Origin of the sequence: Neorhizobium tunisiense, assembly GCF_039631515.1 — a bacterium.
Lineage (GTDB): Bacteria > Pseudomonadota > Alphaproteobacteria > Rhizobiales > Rhizobiaceae > Neorhizobium.
In genome coordinates, this window is the sequence record NZ_JBDIUU010000009.1 from 297837 (window position 1) to 316242 (window position 18406).

Below are 18406 nucleotides of genomic sequence, written 5' to 3' on the forward strand. Positions count from 1 at the left end.
CCACGAAATCATATTGCCGGTGCCTCAGAATTTCAATCCAAGGAGTGATGAAATGACACCGATCCTGTTTTATGGCGTGCCGGAAGGATGTTCCTTCGGCTCGATCGTGGCGCTTGAATGGACCGGCGCACCCTATCGGCTGTGCCGCGTCGAAATGCCGGCCGTGGTTTCGAGCGAGGCCTACAAGCCGGTAAATCCGATTGGCGAAACACCGTCGCTGATGCTGCCGGACGGCCGGGTAATGAGCGAGAGCATGGCGATCCTCATCCACATCGCCGCCCGCACGGTGGGGAAGGGCTGGGGCTTCGATCCGAAATCGGAGAAGTTCGACCGGCTGAACCAGATGCTGGCTTTTTTGAATACCGGGTTCTTCAACGCCTTCAGCCCGCTCTGGTACGCTGTCGAGCATGAGCTGGTGCCGCAGGCCAAGGAAGCTCTTCGCGCTTACGGTATCGCCAAGGTGGAGAAGGCGCATGCCCAGCTCGAAAAGCTGCTTGGCGGCCGAGACTGGCTGCTCGGCGACGAGAAGAGTTTTGCGGACGCCTATTTCGTCGGTATCGCTCGCTGGAACGATTTCCACCACGTCGTCGACCGGCGGCAGTATCCGGCGCTGAATGCGCTTTACGAACGCATGCAGCAGGACCCGGCGGTACGGTTCGCCTGGGCCATCGAGCACCAGGAGGAGGCGCAGACGAGTGGCCAGTTCCTCGGCCATGTGAGCCTCGATGAAGCGCTTGGATCTCTGAAGCAGGCAGCCTGATTGCCGATATCCATGTGCACAGCCCAGTCGTGGCGCTCCTTGTCGGTGCCACGACCCTGATCCCTGCGGGAAGTGATATTCGGAGGTTCTAAGGAATCTACGCCCCGGTGAGATCCTTGAGGAAGTCGTCGCACCAGCGGGTGACGTCGTGTTCGAGGAGATGCTCCATCATGCGGCCCCAGCGCTCCTTGCGCTCTTCGAGCGGCATGTTGATGCCGCGCGCAATCGCGTTCGCCGTGCCTTCGATATCATAAGGATTGACCAGCAGCGCACCGCGGAGTTCGCGCGCCGCACCCGCAAAACGCGACAGCACCAGAACGCCCGGGTTTTCCGGATCCTGTGCCGCGACATATTCCTTGGCGACCAGGTTCATGCCGTCGCGAAGCGGTGTGACGAGCCCGATCCTGGCGAGCCGGTATAGGCCTGCCAGAACGGGCCTGCCGATCGAGCGGTTGATATAGCGGATCGGCACCCAGTCGACCGTGCCGATGGCACCGTTCACGCGGCCTGCCTGTTCGGCCACCATGCGCTGCATCTGCTCGTATTCCGGCACTTCGGATCGGGATTTCGGGGTGATCTGCAGGTAGGTGACGCGGTTGTGATGGGCGGGGTTGGATTTGACGAAGTGCTCGAACGCATCGATCCGCTGGGTGATGCCCTTGGAGTAGTCCAGCCGATCGACGCCGATGATCAGGTCGCGGCCTTCGACGCTCTGCTTGGCCTTGCGCACCATGATATTGCTGGCCGCCTTCTTCGCGTATTCGGCAAATGCGGCAGTTTCGATACTGATCGAGTAGAAGCCACCTTTGAAGGTGCGCCCGTAGGAACTAAGCTTACCCCCTTCCAGCGCGTCACCGATGCCTTCGCGTATAAGCCCGCCGACGAAATTGGCGAGATCGTGGTCTGTCTGGAACCCGACCAGATCGTAATACGAAAGCCCCTTCATGATCTCCTCGTGCACCGGCATGGTGAAGAGCACGTCCGCCGGCGGCCAGGGAATGTGAAGAAAGAACCCGATCTTGTTCTTGAGGCCCATCTGGCGCAGTTCCGCGGCAAGCGGGATCAGGTGATAGTCGTGTATCCAGATGATGTCGTCTTCCTGGATGAGCGGCGCGAGCTTGTGGGCGAAGAAGCGGTTGACGCGGAAATACCCAGCCATTTCCTTGCGTCCATATTCCGCGAGATCCATCCTGTAATGACAGATCGGCCACAGCACACGGTTGGCAAACCCGTGGTAATATTCCTCGACATCCGTCTTGGTGAGATCGGTGAGCGCATAGGTGATGTTGCCGTGCTGCTGGATGTCGAGCGGCGCCGGCTCCTTCGCGCCGCTGGATTTACCGGACCATCCCATCCAGATGCCGCCGTGCTCCTCCAGAGCGGCCTGCAGCGCGACGGCCAGTCCGCCGGCTGGGGCATCGCCGCTTTTTTGCGGAAGGGAGACACGGTTCGAAACGACGACAAGTCGGCTCAAGATATTGTCCTTTCAACTCAGGCAGCGTTGGGCTTTACGCCGCTCGCAAGCGCTTTGATTGCCGCGCGCAGTGCAGCGGCCGAGGGGAGGGTGGATTTGGCTTCCGTGTCACCCGGTGTCTCAGTGATCCGGATGGAATGGCCGCCAAGTTCGTTGGCGGTGCGGAACATCGCCTCGTCGGTCACGTCGTCGCCGATCGCGATCGGCTTGCGGCCCTGGAAGGGCGGTTGATCGAGAAAGGCCTGCAAGGCGTGACCCTTGCTCGCCTGGGCAGGCCGGATTTCCATCACCATCTTGCCGTGCTGGAGCGTGAAGTCCGGACCTGCCATATCGAGGTAGCGCGGCATGGCCGCCTCGACCGCCTCGCGTCGCTCCGGCGCCTGGCGATAATGGGCGGCGACGGCCGCACCCTTGTCCTCCACCAGAACGCCCGGCCATTGGCCGGCTTCACGGATAAGAGCCGCCTTCAGATCCTCGAACGCGGCATCGATCTCGACACGGCTGATCGCCCCGGAGGGATCGCGGCGCTCCGAGCCGTGCAGGCCTGCTATCGGAAATTTGTACGGCGTGAAAAGCTGGTCGGCATAGGGAAGTGCCCTGCCTGTGACCAGTGCCAGCGCGCCGCCGAGCCTCATGGAAAGACGGTGCAGATTTTCGGGCAGTTCCGGCGGTACGACGATCCCGTCCGGGGTTTCGGCGAGGTCGATCAGCGTGCCGTCGATATCGAGAAACAGCGCCCATCGCTCCGGTTCGAGCATGAGCCTTGCGAGAATGGGATCCTCTGGAAGGAGCACTTCTGCTGTAGCTGGGCTCGACTGTTCTTTACGCGACATGTGCTTCTATCTAGGCCGCCAAATTCCAGCGGCAACCTCGAAAGATCACGCACTGTCGCAAAAAGTGATACCTGCTTTGGCGAAAACCTGGCATGAAGCCATCGAATTCATGTTTCATTAAGTCTTTGTCGCGACCCTGAAGTTCCTGGATTTCTGGCCGCGCACTGTCGGCAATGTCGGAGCAAAAAGACCCATGTGTCGTTGGGCAGCCTATCGCGGCGAACCTCTTTATCTCGAAGAACTCGTCTCCTCGCCGGCCCACTCCCTGATAGAGCAGTCTCATTGCGCCACCCGCGCCAAGACCGCGACGAATGGTGATGGTTTCGGCATTGCCTGGTATGGCGAACGGCCGGAACCCGGCCGTTACCGTGACATCCTGCCCGCCTGGTCCGATTGCAATCTGAAGAGCCTGGCGCGGCAGATCCGTTCGCCGCTTTTCCTTGCTCATGTGCGGGCGGCCACCCATGGCGCGACGCGGCGCGACAACTGCCATCCCTTCGTCCAGGGCCACTGGTCGTTCATGCATAACGGCCAGATCTCCGGCTTCGAGCGCATCCGCCGGCATATGGAGGGCATGCTCTCGGATGCGCTGTTCGATGCCCGCACCGGCACGACCGATTCCGAGCTTCTCTTCCTGCTCGCGTTGCAATTCGGCCTGGATACCGATCCGTTCCAGGCCATGGAAAAGGCGATTGCCACGGTCGAGGACCTGTCTATCGAAAAATCGGGAGAGGCATTGGTGCGCTTCACCGCCGCCTATTCCAACGGTCGGGAACTCTACGCCGTGCGTTACGCCACCGACCATAAGCCGCCGACGCTCTATGCGGCGCCAATGGGCGGCGAGACGGGTCATTGCCTCGTGTCCGAACCACTGAACGACGAGGCCGACACCTGGGTGGAAATCCCGGACGGCAGCGCCGTCGTCCTTGATGCCGATGGCATGCGGGTCTCGCTCTTCCGGCCGAATGCGCTGTCCGAGGCAGCCTGAAATCTATCCCAGCTTCGAGGCGATCAGTGCCGCAAGACGTTCCGCGACCTCGTCCTTGCCGAGGTCCGGCCACTCGTCGACGCCATTGGCGCTGATGATCTTCACCCGGTTGCGGGTGCCGCCCATGATGCCGGTCTCGGGTGAGACGTCGTTGGCGACGATCATGTCGGCGCCCTTGCGTTCCAGTTTCGCGCGTCCGTTCTTTTCGACATCCTGGGTCTCCGCGGCAAAGCCGACCACGACATTGGGCCGCTTCTCATGATGCCCCACGGTCTTGAGGATATCCGGGTTTTCCGTCAGCAACAGGGGAGGCGGAGCCTCGCCCGGCTGCTTCTTGATCTTCTGGCCGGCCGACGAGGCGACGCGCCAGTCGGCGACCGCCGCCACCATGACGGCGATATCGGCCGGAAGACGGGAAACCACTGCTTCCAGCATTTCCTCTGCCCGTTCCACATGCACGGTTTTCACGCCTGCCGGATCGGCAATCGTCACCGGTCCGGAGACGAGCGTCACATCCGCGCCGAGCTTCGCGAGTGCTGCCGCGATCGCATGGCCCTGGCGGCCGGAGGAGCGGTTGGCGATGTAACGCACCGGGTCGATCGGCTCGTGGGTCGGGCCGGATGTGACGATCACCTTTTTGCCGGCAAGCGGTTTCGGTGCGCCGTCCAGCAGTTTGACCGTCGCCGCGACGATTTCCAGCGGCTCGGCCATGCGGCCGGTGCCGGCTTCGTTGCTTTCGGCCATCTCGCCCGCCATCGGGCCGACGAAATGGATGCCGTCGGTCTTCAGCGTCTCGACATTGCGCCTGGTCGCCGGTGCGGCCCACATTTTCGGGTTCATGGCAGGCGCAATCAGGACCGGCCGGTCGGTGGCAAGCAGCACGGCGCTTGCGAGATCGTCGGCGAGACCATGCGCCATCTTGGCCATCAGGTCGGCGCTGGCAGGTGCTACGATGACGAGGTCGTTGTCGCGGGCAAGCCTGATATGTCCGACATCCTGTTCGTCCTCGCGGGAAAACAGATCGATATAGACATGGCTGGCAGAGAGGGCGCCAACCGCGAGCGGCGTGATGAATTCCTGTGCCGCCTTCGTCATCACTGGCCGGACGGAGGCGCCTCTCTCGCGGAGCCGGCGGATGAGATCGAGGCTCTTATAGGCCGCGATGCCGCCGGAGATGATCAGAAGGATGCGCTTGCCAGAAAGTTCCATGCCCGTACCCGATACCAGAATGGCCGGAAGCTAAGCCTTTGGCCGCCAAGTTGCAATTGTCTTCCGCATCGCTGGGGCCGCGGAACAGTTGCAGCCGATGGGAGTTCGGCGGCAAAGGGAGAACCGTCATGAAAAAGAAGATCGTTCCGAAGAAGATCGCCGGATTCAAGGTGCCGAAATCCGTGCGCAAGTCGTCCCTGCTGCGCAATATGCTGGCGAGCCGCGCCGGCCGGCAGATGCTGGCGAGGGCGCTCGTTGCCGGCGCCGGTGCAGCGGCCGCGGTGCTGACCGATGAGCGTGCCGACATCCGCAGGTCCAGCAACACGGAAGGCCGCAAACGCGCGCTTGCCGCGGGCGTGGCCGGCGAGGCGATCGAGAGCGCGACCGCCGCGGCCACCGACATCGTCGCCGGCGCGACGCGCCCTCTCTTCGAGGCAAGCGCGAAGGCGAAGCAGGGTCGCATTTTCCGGGAGCCTGTCACGCACTGACAGGAAGGCGGTTCGAGCATCTTGCACTAAATTCTGGAGTGAGTTACTCCTGTTTTCGGCCGGATGCGGCCAGCCGCCCGCGGCGCCCAGAGCGCCAAGGTGAACGCATCCACCGCCTCTCATCCTTCGCCAATCCGGCCAGCGATGACGAACGGATCAGCAATGCGGGCGCTGATTGATGGGGGGACCTGACCGGTCTTTGTTCGTCTGTTGAAAGGATGATGAGATGCGCGATTTCCGCGATGCAAAACTGATGGCGAAAAGCCTGCGCGAGGCGCTTGCCGAACGTAAGGTAGAGCTGACCCATAGCCAGGCCCTGGAACTGGTTGCGACCCAGTTCGGCTATGACAACTGGAACATTCTTGCCGCAAAGATCGACGCGTCGGAGCCGCAGCAAAGGAAGCCGGATGCGGTGTCGATCCAGCCGGCCATTCCGATCTTCCGGATATTTTCGATCGACAAGGCGATGGAATTCTACCGCGATTTCCTGGGCTTCACCGTGGACTGGGAATACCGCTTCGGCGAAAACTTCCCGCTCTATTGCCAAGTCTCGCGAAGCGGCATGCTGATACACCTCTCCGAACATGCGGGCGATGCCTCGCCCGGTGCGCGGGTCTTTGTGCCGATGACGGGCGTGCGCGCCTTCCAGCAGGAGCTGATCGGCAGGAACTACCCCTATATGAGGCCAGGGCTCGAACAGGCGGATTGGGGTCTGGAAGTGACGGTCATCGACCCGTTCAGCAACCGCATCACGTTCTGCGAGCGGGAGATCAAGCCGCAGGCCTGATCGGAAGCCGGATCAGCCAAGACCCGGCATATTGAGCGCAATTGGGTGGTCGGCCGGTGGACGACGCACGCGTCTTTCTGCTCGCGGCGTTCACGGGCCGGCGGGACGCTAGATCTTCTTCCTGGCCGTCGCGAGCGGCTCGGTTGTCAGCTTGAAATCCGTCATTTCCTTCGGCGTCAGATAATAGAGCCGGTCGGGCGGCGTTTCGAGTGCATGGATCCAGAGCCCCGCGCCGATGCCCATCTGGTCTAGATGCCGGGCGACCCGCGCGGTTGTCGCCTGCGCGGCGGACATCGCCTGTTCCGCCGAAGGCCGGTCCTTGCTTCCGTTGAACACCTGGTGGACGCCGATCACGGCATCCTTCTCGGCCGAACGTCCGACACCGCCGGCAAATACGATCGGGCAGGAAGAGGCGCAGAGCGCCTTCGAGGCCACCTTCGCGTCGAGCTTCCGGTCGCGGATCAGCTTCGACATGGCGAGAGCATCGTCCACCGAGCCGCCGGGGGAGTTGAGCGTCACGGTCTTTACATATTCCCCGCGCGTTTCGATCTCCTTGGAGAAGCGGGCGGCAGCGCCTGGATCGATCGTACCTTCGGCGAGCAGCACGCCGCCCGTCGTTAGCTCGAAGGTCATCGGCTTTCGCAGCACTTCCTTCGGGCTGGCGGGCTGCACCGGCGGCGCCGCAGGTACGCCTTCGGTCAAGGCCGGCGGCAACACGGGCTGGCCCTCATGCATCGGATCGAAGCCGGGCAAGGCGGCGTTCATCGTCGTCATGTCGCGAATATCGACGACCAGGAAAACCACCGCGGCCGAGAGAAGCACATAGAAGGCGCCGCGCATCAGCGCGCCTTCGTCGAGCTTCCTGATCGCCTCACCGATCCTCATGCGAACGGTCCCGGCTGCGTGACTTGAGATCGATCGCGGTGATGTTGTTCGGCTCGAGTTCAGACGCTGGTTCCGGCCTTGGCGCCGATGTCTTGTCCTCGGCTTCCGCCTTGGCGATCGTCTGTTCGACGTTCACTCTGCTCGCAGTAACCGCACGTTGAACTTCGAGCGCTCTGAGAAGCTCGGCCGCCGTGATCCGTTCGGCGAAGGGCAGGTTTTCCTCCTGGCGGCGGATCGCGCCATGGACAGTGGCGAGAATGAACACCATCACGCCGGGCAGAAGGTCGATGGAAATGGCGCCGGCCCAGGCGGGAATGAAGTCCTGCGCATAGTGCAGTACGGCCTCGGCGGACGAGAGCGGCACGAAACGACGCTCCTGAACCCCTGGACGGGCAAGGATCTCGTCGGCGGCCTTGGCGAGCGCCTTGGATTGCGCCGAAACCGAGGTGCGGACGGTGTCCATGACCTGGTTCTGGCGGTTGACGAGATCGGCCGCACCGCCATCCGGGACCGGCGCTATGAACCCAAGCGACAGGTCGTCCGCCGCGCGGCGGATCGACGGCGCGATCGAGGTCTGGGCGAGCGAGGTGATGACACCCGTCAGCGCTACGGCTTCGGTGGAAAACTGGTCGGCACGCGGCTCGATCGTGCCCGGCGCGGAAACCAGCGAACGCATCGTCTCGAGCCGTTTCTGGCCCTGGGTGAAGAGGTCGTCCACCTGCTCTCGCGAGGCGTTGATATTGGCCTGCAGCGACTTCATCTGCGCCGACATCTGGCTGAGAAGTTGCACCACGCTGCCCGAACCGGTCGTGCCGGTGAGCGAGCCGGATTGCCGCTCGACGCCTGCAAGCTGGGAGAAACGTTCGGATGCGCGCTGGATATCCGGCAGCAGGCTTTGCGCCGCGAGTGCATTCTGGTGGGCACGGTCGAGATCGGCGGTGTAGTCCTCGACCGTTTCGGAAAGATGCTGCTCCACGGCTGCAGAGCCGGCAAGTGCCGCCGCGTTCAGCCAGCTCGACATGGCAAGGATCATCGCAGCGCCGATCGCCATGACGCCGAGCATGGCTGACCGCCCGGCACGGGTCGTCACATGCGGATAGAACCGGGCCATATAGGACCAGAAGGCATAGATACCGACCGAGACCGAGGCGGAGTAAATGACCGCCGCGAAGAACACGGCCGTCGGCGACCCGTCGAGAATGCTGCGCGCACCGAGATAGGTGTAGACGCCCGATGCCAGTGCCAGCACGGCGAGCGCGAAACGGGTCATCGTCTCGACGGCCGCGACACCGTCATGCAAGCGTTGAGTCGCGCCTAGCGCCATGAACTGTCTCCGGAAAGCCAAGTCCCCAAAGGAATGTATTCCTTAACAGAGAATGAAGAACTCGGCGGAATAAAGGCCGCCATAGAGCGGCAATAGGGCGGAAGCCCCTGTGGTACAGGGGAATTTCACCATCAGTAAGCCATACACCGGGTGTGTGGGATCAGCTCAGAGTAAAGGCGAGATACAGCAGAGATAGCGCGATGATCCAGAGTGCGACACGGCCCGAACGGTTGTGGCGTGCTTCCGACTTGCCGATCGCGTCCGCGGTCTCGGGATCGAAGCGCAGGCCGTGCTCGCTCATATGCACAAGTTCCTGGTGTAGTTTTTCCGTCTTGGCTGCGATCTCCGGCAACGCCTCGGCGAGCTTGACGGCGGCTTTGACGCCGTCGCGCAGATCCGAGACGATCCGTTTCGGTCCGAGATTGTCGCGGATCCACTGACCAACGACCGGCTCCGACGCCTTCCACATGTTGAAGCGCGGATCGAGCATGCGCGACACGCCTTCGACCACGACCATGGTTTTCTGCAGCAGGATCAGTTCGGTGCGGGTCTGCATCTCGAACAGGTCGGTGACCTCGAAAAGCAACGCCAGAAGCCGTGCCATGGAGATCGTTTCAGCCGGCTGGCCATGGATCGGCTCGCCGATCGCCCGGATCGCCTGGGCAAAGCTCGCCACGTCGTGATGGGAAGGTACGTAACCGGCCTCGAAATGCACTTCCGCCACGCGCAGATAGTCGCGGGTGATGAAACCGTAGAGGATTTCGGCGAGGAAGCGGCGCTCCTTCTTGCCGAGCCGGCCGACGATGCCCATGTCGACCGCGACGATCGTGCCGGCGGAATCGACGAACAGATTGCCGGGATGCATGTCCGCATGGAAGAAGCCGTCCCGCAGCGTGTGGCGCAGGAAGGACTGGATCAGTACCTCGGCGAGCTTTTCGAGGTTATGCCCGGCGGCGCGAAGACCTGCGACATCCGACATCTTGACGCCGTCGATCCACTCCATGGTGATCACGTCGCGGCCGGTGCGTTCCCAGTCGACCAGCGGCACCCGGAACCCGGGGTCCTCCTTGGTATTCTCGGCGATCTCGGAAAGCGCCGCGGCCTCCAGGCGCAGGTCCATTTCCACCTTGGTGGTCTGTTCGAGCGTCCGCGTCACCTCGACGGGCCTTAAGCGGCGGCTGGAGCGCATGAAGCGCTCCTGCATGCGCGACAGGAGGTACATGCTCTCGATGTCATGGGCGAAGCGCTGGCGCACGCCCGGGCGCACCACCTTGATGGCCACTTTCCTGTCATTGACGACGCCGGGATGGACCTGGGCGATCGAGGCGGCCGCGATCGGCTCGTCGAAGGAGGAGTAGAGATCGCCGATCGTTCGGCCGAGCGACGCCTCGACCGCCGCTTTCGCAATCTCGGTCGGGAAGAAGGCCATCCGGTCCTGCAGCATGGCAAGATCGACGGCCCAATCGACGCCGACCACATCTGGGCGGGTCGCCAGGAACTGGCCGATCTTGACATAGGAAGGCCCCAGTCGGTCGACGGCACGGGTCAGCCGCTCGCTGCGCGCCTGCGTCTTGGAGCGAAACCGCGCCAAGGGCTCGACCAGTGCCTTGATGAGGCCGACGGAAGGCGGCATGTCCTGGGTCGGCAGCGCCGATACCACGCCCTCGCGCACAAGAACCCAGCCGACGCGGACAAGCCGGAAATAAGCGCCAATCGTGCTCATGCTTTCAGAGCTTCCAGCCGGAATGCAGCGCCGCGATGCCGCCGGTGTAATTGGTGTAGGTGACGCGCGAAAAACCCGCATTGCGGATCATCGCCGCGAAATTCTCCTGGTTCGGGAATTTTCGGATCGATTCCACCAGATATTGGTAGGGCTCGGCTTCGCCGGTGATCATCTTGCCGAAGCGGGGGATCGCCTTGAACGACCATTCCTCGTAGAAGCGCTCGAGAAGCGGAATCTCGACTTCGGAAAATTCCAGCACCAGCAGCCGTCCGCCGCGCTTCAGCACGCGATAGGCCTCCTTCAGCGCCACGTCGATATGCGGCACGTTGCGGATGCCGAAAGCGATCGTATAGGCATCGAAGGAATTGGCCTCGAAGGGCAGGGATTCTGCATTGGCCTCGACGAAGGCGAGGTTTTCGGAAAGACGTTTCTTCTCGGCCCGCTCGGCCCCGACTGCCAGCATCGAGCCATTGATGTCGAGCACGGTCACATGCGCCTTGCGGTCGGAAGCCTCGACGATCCGGAAGGCGATATCGCCCGTGCCGCCGGCCACATCCAGGGTTTTGTAGCCGACGTCCTTTCTCGGACTGAGCGAGGCGATCAGCGCGTCCTTCCAGACGCGGTGCATGCCGGCCGACATCACGTCGTTCATCACGTCGTAGCGTTTGGCGACCTTGTGGAAGACGTCGTTGACGAGGCCCTGCTTCTCGCCGTCCGCGACCTTGCGGAAGCCATAGGACGTTTCCATCCCGCCGTCGGCGCTGGTACGAGCTTCAGTCATCGGTGAACTCCTAACGTCTCTCTTCTCGTCGGCGACCATAGCGAAATCGCTCATCCCACGCTATCTGTGGCACGTCTCATTACGTGGGTGCGACATCCGGTCCGGTCTATAGACCAGGCGCGATGTTGTTGAAACAGGAAGTTAGTCAATCATGCCCGAATTGCCAGAGGTGGAAACCGTCCGGCGCGGTCTCGCCCCGGCAATGGAAGGCGCGGTGATCGCCAGGCTGGAACTCAACCGTCCGGACCTGCGCCTTCCGCTGCCGGAGAATTTCGCCCAGGCGGTCAACGAGCGCCGCATCGTCTCGCTTGGCCGGCGCGCCAAATATCTGCTGATCGATCTGGAGGACGACCTCACCGTGATCAGCCATCTCGGCATGTCGGGATCGTTTCGGATCGAGAACGAAGCGCTCGGCGAGTTCCACCATCCGCGTTCGAAGGATCTGAAGCACGATCATGTCGTCTTCCATCTGAGACAGAGGCAAGGCCTGCTGCGCGTCATCTACAATGACCCGCGCCGTTTCGGCTTCATGCAGTTGTGGAAGCGCAGCGAACTCGACCTCTATCCGGCTTTCACCGAGCTCGGACCGGAGCCGACCGGCAATGCGCTCGATGCCGATTACCTGGCGGGCAGGTTGGCGGGCAAGAGCCAGCCGCTCAAGGGCGCGCTACTCGATCAGACGGTGATAGCAGGCCTCGGCAATATCTATGTCTGCGAGGCGCTGTGGCGTGCGCATCTTTCTCCGAAGCGCGCGGCCGGCAGTGTCGTGACCAAGACCGGAAGGCCGAACAAGGAACTGGTCCTCCTCAACCAGTCGATCCGTGACGTCATTGCCGATGCGATCGCCGCCGGCGGCTCGTCGCTCCGGGACCATATCCAGACGGATGGCTCGCTCGGTTATTTCCAGCACTCCTTCTCCGTCTACGACCGGGAAGACGAAGCTTGCCGCACGCCGGGCTGCAGCGGTACCGTCGCGCGCATCACCCAGGCGGGCCGCTCCACCTTCTTTTGCCCCGTCTGCCAGAAGTAACTGCTGCCAGAAGCCCAGGGCAGAAGAGGAGACATCGGATGAGCTACGAAACCCTGCTGACCGAAACCCGGGGCGCCGTCGCGCTCATCACCCTCAATCGCCCGAAGGCGCTGAATGCGCTCAACTCGACCGTGATGGCCGAGCTGACTGAAGCGCTTGCCGCATTCGGCAAGGACGAGGCGATCGGTGCGATCGTGCTGACCGGTTCCGAAAAAGCCTTTGCCGCCGGCGCCGATATCAAGGAAATGCAGGGCATCGATTTTGTCGAAGCCTATGTCAACGACTTCATCTCGGGCTGGGAGGCGATTGCCGCCACCCGCAAGCCGATGATCGCCGCCGTCTCCGGCTTCGCGCTCGGCGGCGGCTGCGAACTCGCCATGATGTGCGATTTCATCATCGCCTCGGAAACCGCGAAGTTCGGCCAGCCGGAGATCACCCTCGGCGTCATTCCCGGCATGGGCGGCTCGCAGCGGCTGACCCGCGCGGTCGGCAAGGCGAAGGCGATGGACATGGTGATGACCGGGCGGATGATGGATGTCGCGGAAGCCGAGCGGGCAGGGCTCGTGTCGCGGATCGTTTCGCCGGAGCGTCTGATCGACGAGGCGGTCGAGGCGGCAGCGAAGATCGCCTCTTTCCCGCGCGCCGCAGTGCTGATGGCCAAGGAGGCTGTCAGCCGTTCCTTCGAGACGACGCTTGCCGAAGGCCTGCGCTTCGAACGGCGGCTTTTCCATTCGCTGTTTGCGACCGCCGACCAGAAGGAAGGCATGACCGCCTTCGTGGAAAAGCGCAAGCCGCAGTTCTCCAACCGCTAAATCGCGCAAAAGCGGATGGTCATCCGCCAAAATGCGCGTTGACTGGGGCGGGTATTCCGGTTATATGCCCGCCCACAGTTGGGAAAGCCTGATCATGGCTTCCTCTATTGCTCCCGAATTGCTGGATTGATGGTCGCAAGGACCGGCGCGGCAACGGCGGAGTTTGGTTCGAATTCGTAGAGAGGCATGAAATGGCCAATACAACTTCGGCGAAAAAAGCGACCCGCAAGATCGCTCGCCGTACCGCAGTCAACAAGTCCCGCCGCTCGCGCGTTCGCGGCTTCATCCGTAAGGTCGAGGAAGCCATCGCTTCCGGCGACATGACCGTTGCTGCAGAAGCCCTCAAGGCTGCCCAGCCGGAGATCCAGCGTGCCGCTACCAAGGGCGTGCTTCACAGCAATACGGCATCCCGCAAGGTGTCCCGTCTTGCTGCACGTGTGAAGGCCCTTTCGGCCTGATTATTTCACAAACTGTATCATAATGAAGCCTGGTCCTCTTGACCGGGCTTTTTGTGATTCTCTCAGGCCCCCTTATATTTATCCGGCTCATTAACAATTTCGTGTCATCGGCGTGACAGAAAATAGTTATTTTAATCAGTGGGTTACGGGAGGTCTATGAGTCTGTGGGTGACTTTGGTGATGGCTAAAAGCCCTCAGATGGAGTCAAGCAGATTTTTATTTTTTCTGTGAACGATCGTTCAGAATGTATGTCATTTTTGAATCCCATTGATTCAACAGCGATTCTCCATGAATGCCTCTGTGACATTCAAATCACGCTCGCGGAGTCAACGCCCGCCTCTTAATTTTGCGTAAAATTCATCATTGATCTTGGCATTTGATCCTGCCTAAATGGCCTTCAGCAAGGGGCGCGGGGATTACTTCAGAGGGCTGCCGGGCACCGTCACGTGTTGGACGGCAGGCAGACTTTTACCCTTTGCAACGGGATAAATTCTCCCGTTTTCCTGATAACCATCGGTTGCGATCCGGAAATTGGCATTTCCGGAAACGATCGGTTTTTGTCAACGCGATCCGGTCCCAGTGTCCGGGTGAAGGAGGTGGAAGAGGTTCGGACGACTCACGATGAGGATGAGGGCGTTCGTATATGTGGGGTGGCTCCCGCAAGCGCAGACCGTTCACGAGGCGGGCTGGGCGTAACTTTCGATCGGCTGCGAGGACGAGAGAAGGTTTTGAAACAAAAGGGGACGGGCGGCGACGGTTCTCAATGATTGGGAATGGTTTGCTATGCCTTGAAACGAAGTTTGTTCTGGCGGCGTTAACGAGAACCGCCAGGCTACGCGATTTGGAAGGCGGCGAATTATGCATATGAATACTATATCAGCCCGTGCAGGTAATGGGGACCAAGCGCGGCAGGCATTTGATTCAAGTTGCTCCCAGGCGGCAGGGGAAACGACGGAAATGAAGCATAATGCTCTTTTTGAGCGGTTTAGTGCACGTCTGAAGGCACAGGTCGGTCAGGATGTTTATGCAAGCTGGTTCGGGCGTTTGAAGCTGCATTCCGTCTCGAAGAGCGTTGTTCGGCTTACGGTACCCACCACTTTTCTGAAGTCCTGGATCAACAATCGTTACCTCGATCTCATCACCACCATATTCCAGGCGGAAGACGCCGAGATCCTGAAGGTGGAAATCCTGGTGCGTAGCGCAAGTCGCAGCACCAAGGCGCCCGTGGCAGGTGAAGAGCGCAGTCTGGCGCCGGAACCCGCTGTTGTTGCCTCGTTTCCGCGTTCTCAGGGCCCTCGCGAGATTGGCAAGATCGCCGCTTTCCCGTCGCCGTCAGCTGCGCCGGCGCGCTCCACCCAGGCCCCGGGACCGCTGTTCGGCTCCCCGCTCGACAGCCGATTTACCTTCGACACTTTCGTGGAAGGCCCGTCGAACCGGGTAGCGCTTGCCGCGGCCAAGACCATCGCTGAAGCCGGCGCCAGCGCGGTGCGTTTCAATCCGCTCTTTATTCATTCGGGCGTTGGCCTCGGCAAGACGCACCTTCTGCAGGCGATCGCCAATGCGGCCGTCGGCAGCGAGCGCATGCCGCGGGTCGTCTATCTGACGGCCGAATATTTCATGTGGCGCTTTGCGACCGCGATCCGCGACAACGACGCGCTGACGCTCAAGGACTCGCTGCGCAATATCGATCTGCTGATCATCGACGACATGCAGTTCCTGCAGGGCAAGATGATCCAGAACGAGTTCTGCCATCTCCTGAACATGCTGCTCGACAGCGCCAAGCAGGTGGTGGTTGCCGCCGATCGTGCGCCTTGGGAGCTGGAATCGCTCGATCCTCGCGTCCGCTCTCGCCTGCAGGGTGGGGTGGCGATCGAAGTCGAGGCGCCGGACTATGAAATGCGTCTCGAGATGATCAAGGGCCGCCTGGCGACTGCCCGTCAGGACGACCCGTCGCTCGATATCCCGGCGGAAATCCTGAGTCATGTGGCTCGGAATGTGACCGCCAGCGGTCGCGAACTGGAAGGCGCGTTCAACCAGCTTCTGTTCCGCCGCTCCTTCGAACCTTCGCTCTCGATCGAGCGTGTCGATGAGCTGCTCGCTCATCTGGTTGGCGCAGGCGAAGCCAAGCGCGTCCGTATCGAGGATATCCAGCGCATCGTGGCGCGTCATTATAATGTATCGCGCCAGGAACTGGTCTCGAACCGGCGCACCCGGGTCATCGTCAAGCCGCGCCAGATCGCCATGTATCTGTCGAAGACGCTGACGCCGCGCTCCTTCCCGGAAATCGGTCGCCGTTTCGGCGGCAGGGATCACACGACCGTCCTTCATGCTGTCCGCAAGATCGAGGAACTGATTTCGGGTGACACGAAGCTCAGCCACGAGGTAGAACTGCTGAAACGGCTGATCAACGAAAACAACGCTTAAGATCCATGTTTCTGCTATCCGTTGCAACGATCTGGGCCGTGGCGTGCATAACGCCAGGGCCCAATACGCTTCTGGTCATGCGTTATGCGCTGACCGCTCCGCGGCGCGTGCCGATCATGGCGGCGATGGGGACAATCACCGGCACGCTCTGCTGGGGTTTTGCGGGCTGGCTGGGGATCAATGTCCTGTTTCAGGCGGCTCCCTTTGCCTATGTGGCGCTCAAGATCGTCGGCGGGCTGTATCTCGTCTGGCTTGGATTGAAGATATTCCTGGATGCACGAAAGTCGCGCCGGTCGGCTGATATCGTGGCGGCTCGTATCGAGGTGCCGCTCAAGACCGCCTACCGGATGGGGCTGGCGACCAATCTTGCCAATCCGAAATCGGCGCTCTTCGTTGCCAGTCTTTTCGCCGCGACCATGCCGGCCGGCACGCCCTTCCTGTATGGCCTGGCGGCGATTGCCGTCATGGTCGCCGTCTCGACGGTCTATTATACCTTCCTGGTGGCGCTGATCACCCACCGAACGGTGGCGGCCGCCTATATCAAGGCCAAGAAGAAGATCGATCTCGGCGTCGGCATGGTCTTCGTCGGCTTTGGCACCAAGCTGCTGATGTCCCAGCGCTGAGGATCATGAATGGCTGTCGAAAAGGATCCGATTGCCAGTTTCTACAGCGAAAACGCGGTGACCTACGCGGCGAGTTCCGCGCCGAGCATGCGCCACCTCGATGGTTTCCTATCAAAACTTGCGCCGGGCGCCGCCATCCTCGAACTCGGCTGCGGCAGTGGGCGGGATAGTGCGGTGATGATCGCGCGCGGCTTCGATGTTTCACCGACCGATGGCACACCCGAAATGGCGGAGGAGGCCTCGAAACATCTGGGCAGGCCGGTCGGCGTGCTGCGTTTCGGGGATGTCGAGGCCGTCTCGGCTTTTGACGGCGTTTGGGCCAATGCATGCCTGCTGCATGCGCCGCGGGCGGAGCTTGGCGGAATTCTCGGCCGTATCCACAGGGCCTTACGACCGGGCGGTATCTTCTACGCGAGCTTCAAGGCCGGAGAAGCCGAGGGCCATGACGGATTTGGGCGTTATTTCAACTATCCGTCCAAGGCCTGGCTAGGAGCCGCTTACGAGGTGTTTGCCTGGACTTCCATCGATATCGATGAGGAGCAAGGCAGCGGCTACGACGGAAAGCCGACCGACTGGCTGCACGTTCTGGCGGTAAAAGCCTGAACGTCGGATTTCAGCAGGCCAGATCGGCAACCACCGCGTCGAGTATCAGCATGCCGGACGGCGTGCAGCGCAGCCGCGAATTGCCGAGGCGCTCGATGAAGCCGTGTTCCAGCAGGCGCTCCTCGCGGATCGGGTCCGGGTCCCGGCCGGAAAGCTGCTGCCAGCGGGCGAGATCGACGCCTTCCCGCAGGCGCAGACCCATCAGCAGCAATTCGTCGGCCTGTTCCTCGTAGCCGAGGATTTCCTCGTCCAGCATGCCGTGGCCGATGCGTTCCACCTGTTCCAGCCAGGTTTCCGGACGCCGCTCGGTGGAAGTCGCGATCTTGTTTCGGCCGCGCATCAGGCGGCCGTGAGCACCCGGGCCTATGCCGGCATAATCGCCATACCGCCAATAGGTCAGGTTGTGGCGGCTTTCAGCACCGGGGCGCGCGTGATTGGAGACCTCGTAGGCCGGCATGCCGAAGCGCTCGGTAATCTCCTGGGTCGCCTCGTAGAGTGCTGCTGACTGATCATCATCCGGCACGATCAGCTTGCCGGCCTTGTGCAGGCCATAGAAGGGCGTGCCTTCCTCGATGGTGAGTTGGTAGAGGGATAAATGGTCGACGGCGTAGGAAATCGCTTCCTTCAGCTCCGCCTCCCAGGCCTCGACCGTCTGTTTAGGGCGGGCGTAGATGAGATCGAAGGACATGCGCGGAAAGATATCCCGCGCCAGCCTGATCGCCTTCAGGGCATCGGCGACGTCATGCAGCCGACCGAGGAATTTGAGGTCCGGATCGTTGAGTGCCTGCACGCCGAGCGAAACGCGGTTGACGCCGGCGGCACGATAGCCGCGGAAGCGGGTCGCTTCGACGCTCGAAGGGTTGGCCTCCATGGTGATCTCGATACCATCGGGCACGTGCCAGTGTTTGGCGATGCCGTCGAGGATCGCCGAGACTGTCGCCGGGTCCATCAGCGACGGCGTGCCTCCGCCGAGGAAGATGCTGGTCACGGTCTTCGGCCCGCTCATGCGTCGCATCACCTCCATCTCCTTCAGGAAGGCGGCAGTGAAGCGCGGCTGGTCCACCGGCTGGTGGCGCACATGGCTGTTGAAGTCGCAATAAGGGCACTTGGCCGCGCAGAACGGCCAATGCACATAGACGCCGAAGCCCGGTTCGCCGGTATCCGGCAGAAGGGTATTGGACAGAAGGGGGGCGGCAGAATTCAA

At 61.7% G+C, this 18406-nt stretch carries 18 protein-coding genes; 10 read left to right on the top strand and 8 right to left on the bottom strand.

Annotated features, from left to right (window positions below; all coding sequences use genetic code 11):
• Nucleotides 1-52: 52 nt before the first annotated feature.
• The gene (locus ABCW43_RS24565; RefSeq protein WP_345929317.1) at nucleotides 53-760 is read left to right on the top strand and encodes a glutathione S-transferase family protein; all 708 of its coding nucleotides are present in this window, start codon (nucleotides 53-55) and stop codon (nucleotides 758-760) included.
• 97 nt (nucleotides 761-857) lie between these two features.
• On the opposite strand, the gene otsA is transcribed toward ABCW43_RS24565, so the two are convergent.
• Both otsA and otsB read right to left on the bottom strand, forming a co-directional pair.
• On the bottom strand, nucleotides 858-2234 hold the full coding sequence (gene otsA, locus ABCW43_RS24570) for an alpha,alpha-trehalose-phosphate synthase (UDP-forming) (protein WP_345929319.1): 1377 nt from the start codon (nucleotides 2232-2234) through the stop codon (nucleotides 858-860).
• Between the two features lie 17 nt (nucleotides 2235-2251).
• On the bottom strand, nucleotides 2252-3067 hold the full coding sequence (gene otsB, locus ABCW43_RS24575) for a trehalose-phosphatase (protein WP_345929321.1): 816 nt from the start codon (nucleotides 3065-3067) through the stop codon (nucleotides 2252-2254).
• Nucleotides 3068-3260: 193 nt separating this feature from the next.
• Here otsB and ABCW43_RS24580 point away from each other — a divergent pair, with 193 nt between their 5' ends.
• Nucleotides 3261-4055, top strand: coding sequence for a class II glutamine amidotransferase (locus ABCW43_RS24580; protein ID WP_345929323.1), 795 nt, complete (start codon nucleotides 3261-3263; stop codon nucleotides 4053-4055).
• 3 nt (nucleotides 4056-4058) lie between these two features.
• Here the strand turns inward: ABCW43_RS24580 and coaBC are convergent, their stop codons facing one another.
• A complete protein-coding gene (gene coaBC / locus ABCW43_RS24585) occupies nucleotides 4059-5264 on the bottom strand; it encodes a bifunctional phosphopantothenoylcysteine decarboxylase/phosphopantothenate--cysteine ligase CoaBC (RefSeq protein ID WP_345929325.1) in 1206 nt (401 codons plus the stop codon).
• Nucleotides 5265-5392: 128 nt separating this feature from the next.
• On the opposite strand from coaBC, the gene ABCW43_RS24590 reads away from it, so the two are divergent.
• The gene (locus ABCW43_RS24590; RefSeq protein ID WP_345929327.1) at nucleotides 5393-5752 is read left to right on the top strand and encodes a hypothetical protein; all 360 of its coding nucleotides are present in this window, start codon (nucleotides 5393-5395) and stop codon (nucleotides 5750-5752) included.
• A gap of 226 nt (nucleotides 5753-5978) precedes the next feature.
• Entirely contained in the window at nucleotides 5979-6539 is a 561-nt protein-coding gene (locus tag ABCW43_RS24595) for a glyoxalase superfamily protein (RefSeq protein ID WP_345929329.1), read from the top strand.
• A 108-nt stretch (nucleotides 6540-6647) separates the two neighbouring features.
• On the opposite strand, the gene ABCW43_RS24600 is transcribed toward ABCW43_RS24595, so the two are convergent.
• The 4 genes from ABCW43_RS24600 to ubiE form a co-directional block, all read right to left on the bottom strand.
• Nucleotides 6648-7424, bottom strand: a complete 777-nt coding sequence (locus tag ABCW43_RS24600; RefSeq protein ID WP_345929331.1) for a COG3904 family protein — start codon at nucleotides 7422-7424, stop codon at nucleotides 6648-6650.
• Nucleotides 7411-8748, bottom strand: a complete 1338-nt coding sequence (locus ABCW43_RS24605; RefSeq protein ID WP_345929333.1) for a hypothetical protein — start codon at nucleotides 8746-8748, stop codon at nucleotides 7411-7413. The genes ABCW43_RS24600 and ABCW43_RS24605 overlap by 14 nt, the downstream gene beginning before the upstream one ends.
• Nucleotides 8749-8908: 160 nt before the next feature.
• Nucleotides 8909-10471 (bottom strand): 2-polyprenylphenol 6-hydroxylase, encoded by a 1563-nt coding sequence (ubiB, locus tag ABCW43_RS24610; protein WP_345929335.1) that lies wholly within the window; start codon nucleotides 10469-10471, stop codon nucleotides 8909-8911.
• A 4-nt stretch (nucleotides 10472-10475) separates the two neighbouring features.
• Nucleotides 10476-11252: a bifunctional demethylmenaquinone methyltransferase/2-methoxy-6-polyprenyl-1,4-benzoquinol methylase UbiE gene (gene ubiE / locus ABCW43_RS24615; protein ID WP_345929337.1), complete on the bottom strand. Its 777-nt coding sequence runs from the start codon at nucleotides 11250-11252 to the stop codon at nucleotides 10476-10478.
• Between the two features lie 151 nt (nucleotides 11253-11403).
• Between ubiE and mutM the strand changes: the two genes are divergently transcribed.
• The 6 genes from mutM to ABCW43_RS24645 all read left to right on the top strand — a co-directional run bounded on the left by mutM (nucleotide 11404) and on the right by ABCW43_RS24645 (nucleotide 17202).
• A complete protein-coding gene (mutM, locus tag ABCW43_RS24620; protein WP_345929339.1) occupies nucleotides 11404-12282 on the top strand; it encodes a bifunctional DNA-formamidopyrimidine glycosylase/DNA-(apurinic or apyrimidinic site) lyase in 879 nt (292 codons plus the stop codon).
• A gap of 38 nt (nucleotides 12283-12320) precedes the next feature.
• The gene (locus ABCW43_RS24625) at nucleotides 12321-13094 is read left to right on the top strand and encodes an enoyl-CoA hydratase (RefSeq protein ID WP_345929341.1); all 774 of its coding nucleotides are present in this window, start codon (nucleotides 12321-12323) and stop codon (nucleotides 13092-13094) included.
• Nucleotides 13095-13285: 191 nt separating this feature from the next.
• Nucleotides 13286-13552, top strand: a complete 267-nt coding sequence (rpsT, locus tag ABCW43_RS24630) for a 30S ribosomal protein S20 (protein ID WP_038594489.1) — start codon at nucleotides 13286-13288, stop codon at nucleotides 13550-13552.
• Nucleotides 13553-14410: 858 nt separating this feature from the next.
• A complete protein-coding gene (gene dnaA, locus ABCW43_RS24635; protein ID WP_345929345.1) occupies nucleotides 14411-15976 on the top strand; it encodes a chromosomal replication initiator protein DnaA in 1566 nt (521 codons plus the stop codon).
• A gap of 5 nt (nucleotides 15977-15981) precedes the next feature.
• Entirely contained in the window at nucleotides 15982-16599 is a 618-nt protein-coding gene (locus ABCW43_RS24640) for a LysE family translocator (RefSeq protein WP_345929347.1), read from the top strand.
• A 9-nt stretch (nucleotides 16600-16608) separates the two neighbouring features.
• Complete coding sequence (locus ABCW43_RS24645; protein WP_345929349.1) at nucleotides 16609-17202, top strand: class I SAM-dependent methyltransferase; 594 nt, start codon at nucleotides 16609-16611, stop codon at nucleotides 17200-17202.
• Nucleotides 17203-17212: 10 nt separating this feature from the next.
• Here ABCW43_RS24645 and hemW read toward each other — a convergent pair whose 3' ends face one another.
• Nucleotides 17213-18406: a radical SAM family heme chaperone HemW gene (gene hemW, locus ABCW43_RS24650; RefSeq protein WP_210010497.1), complete on the bottom strand. Its 1194-nt coding sequence runs from the start codon at nucleotides 18404-18406 to the stop codon at nucleotides 17213-17215.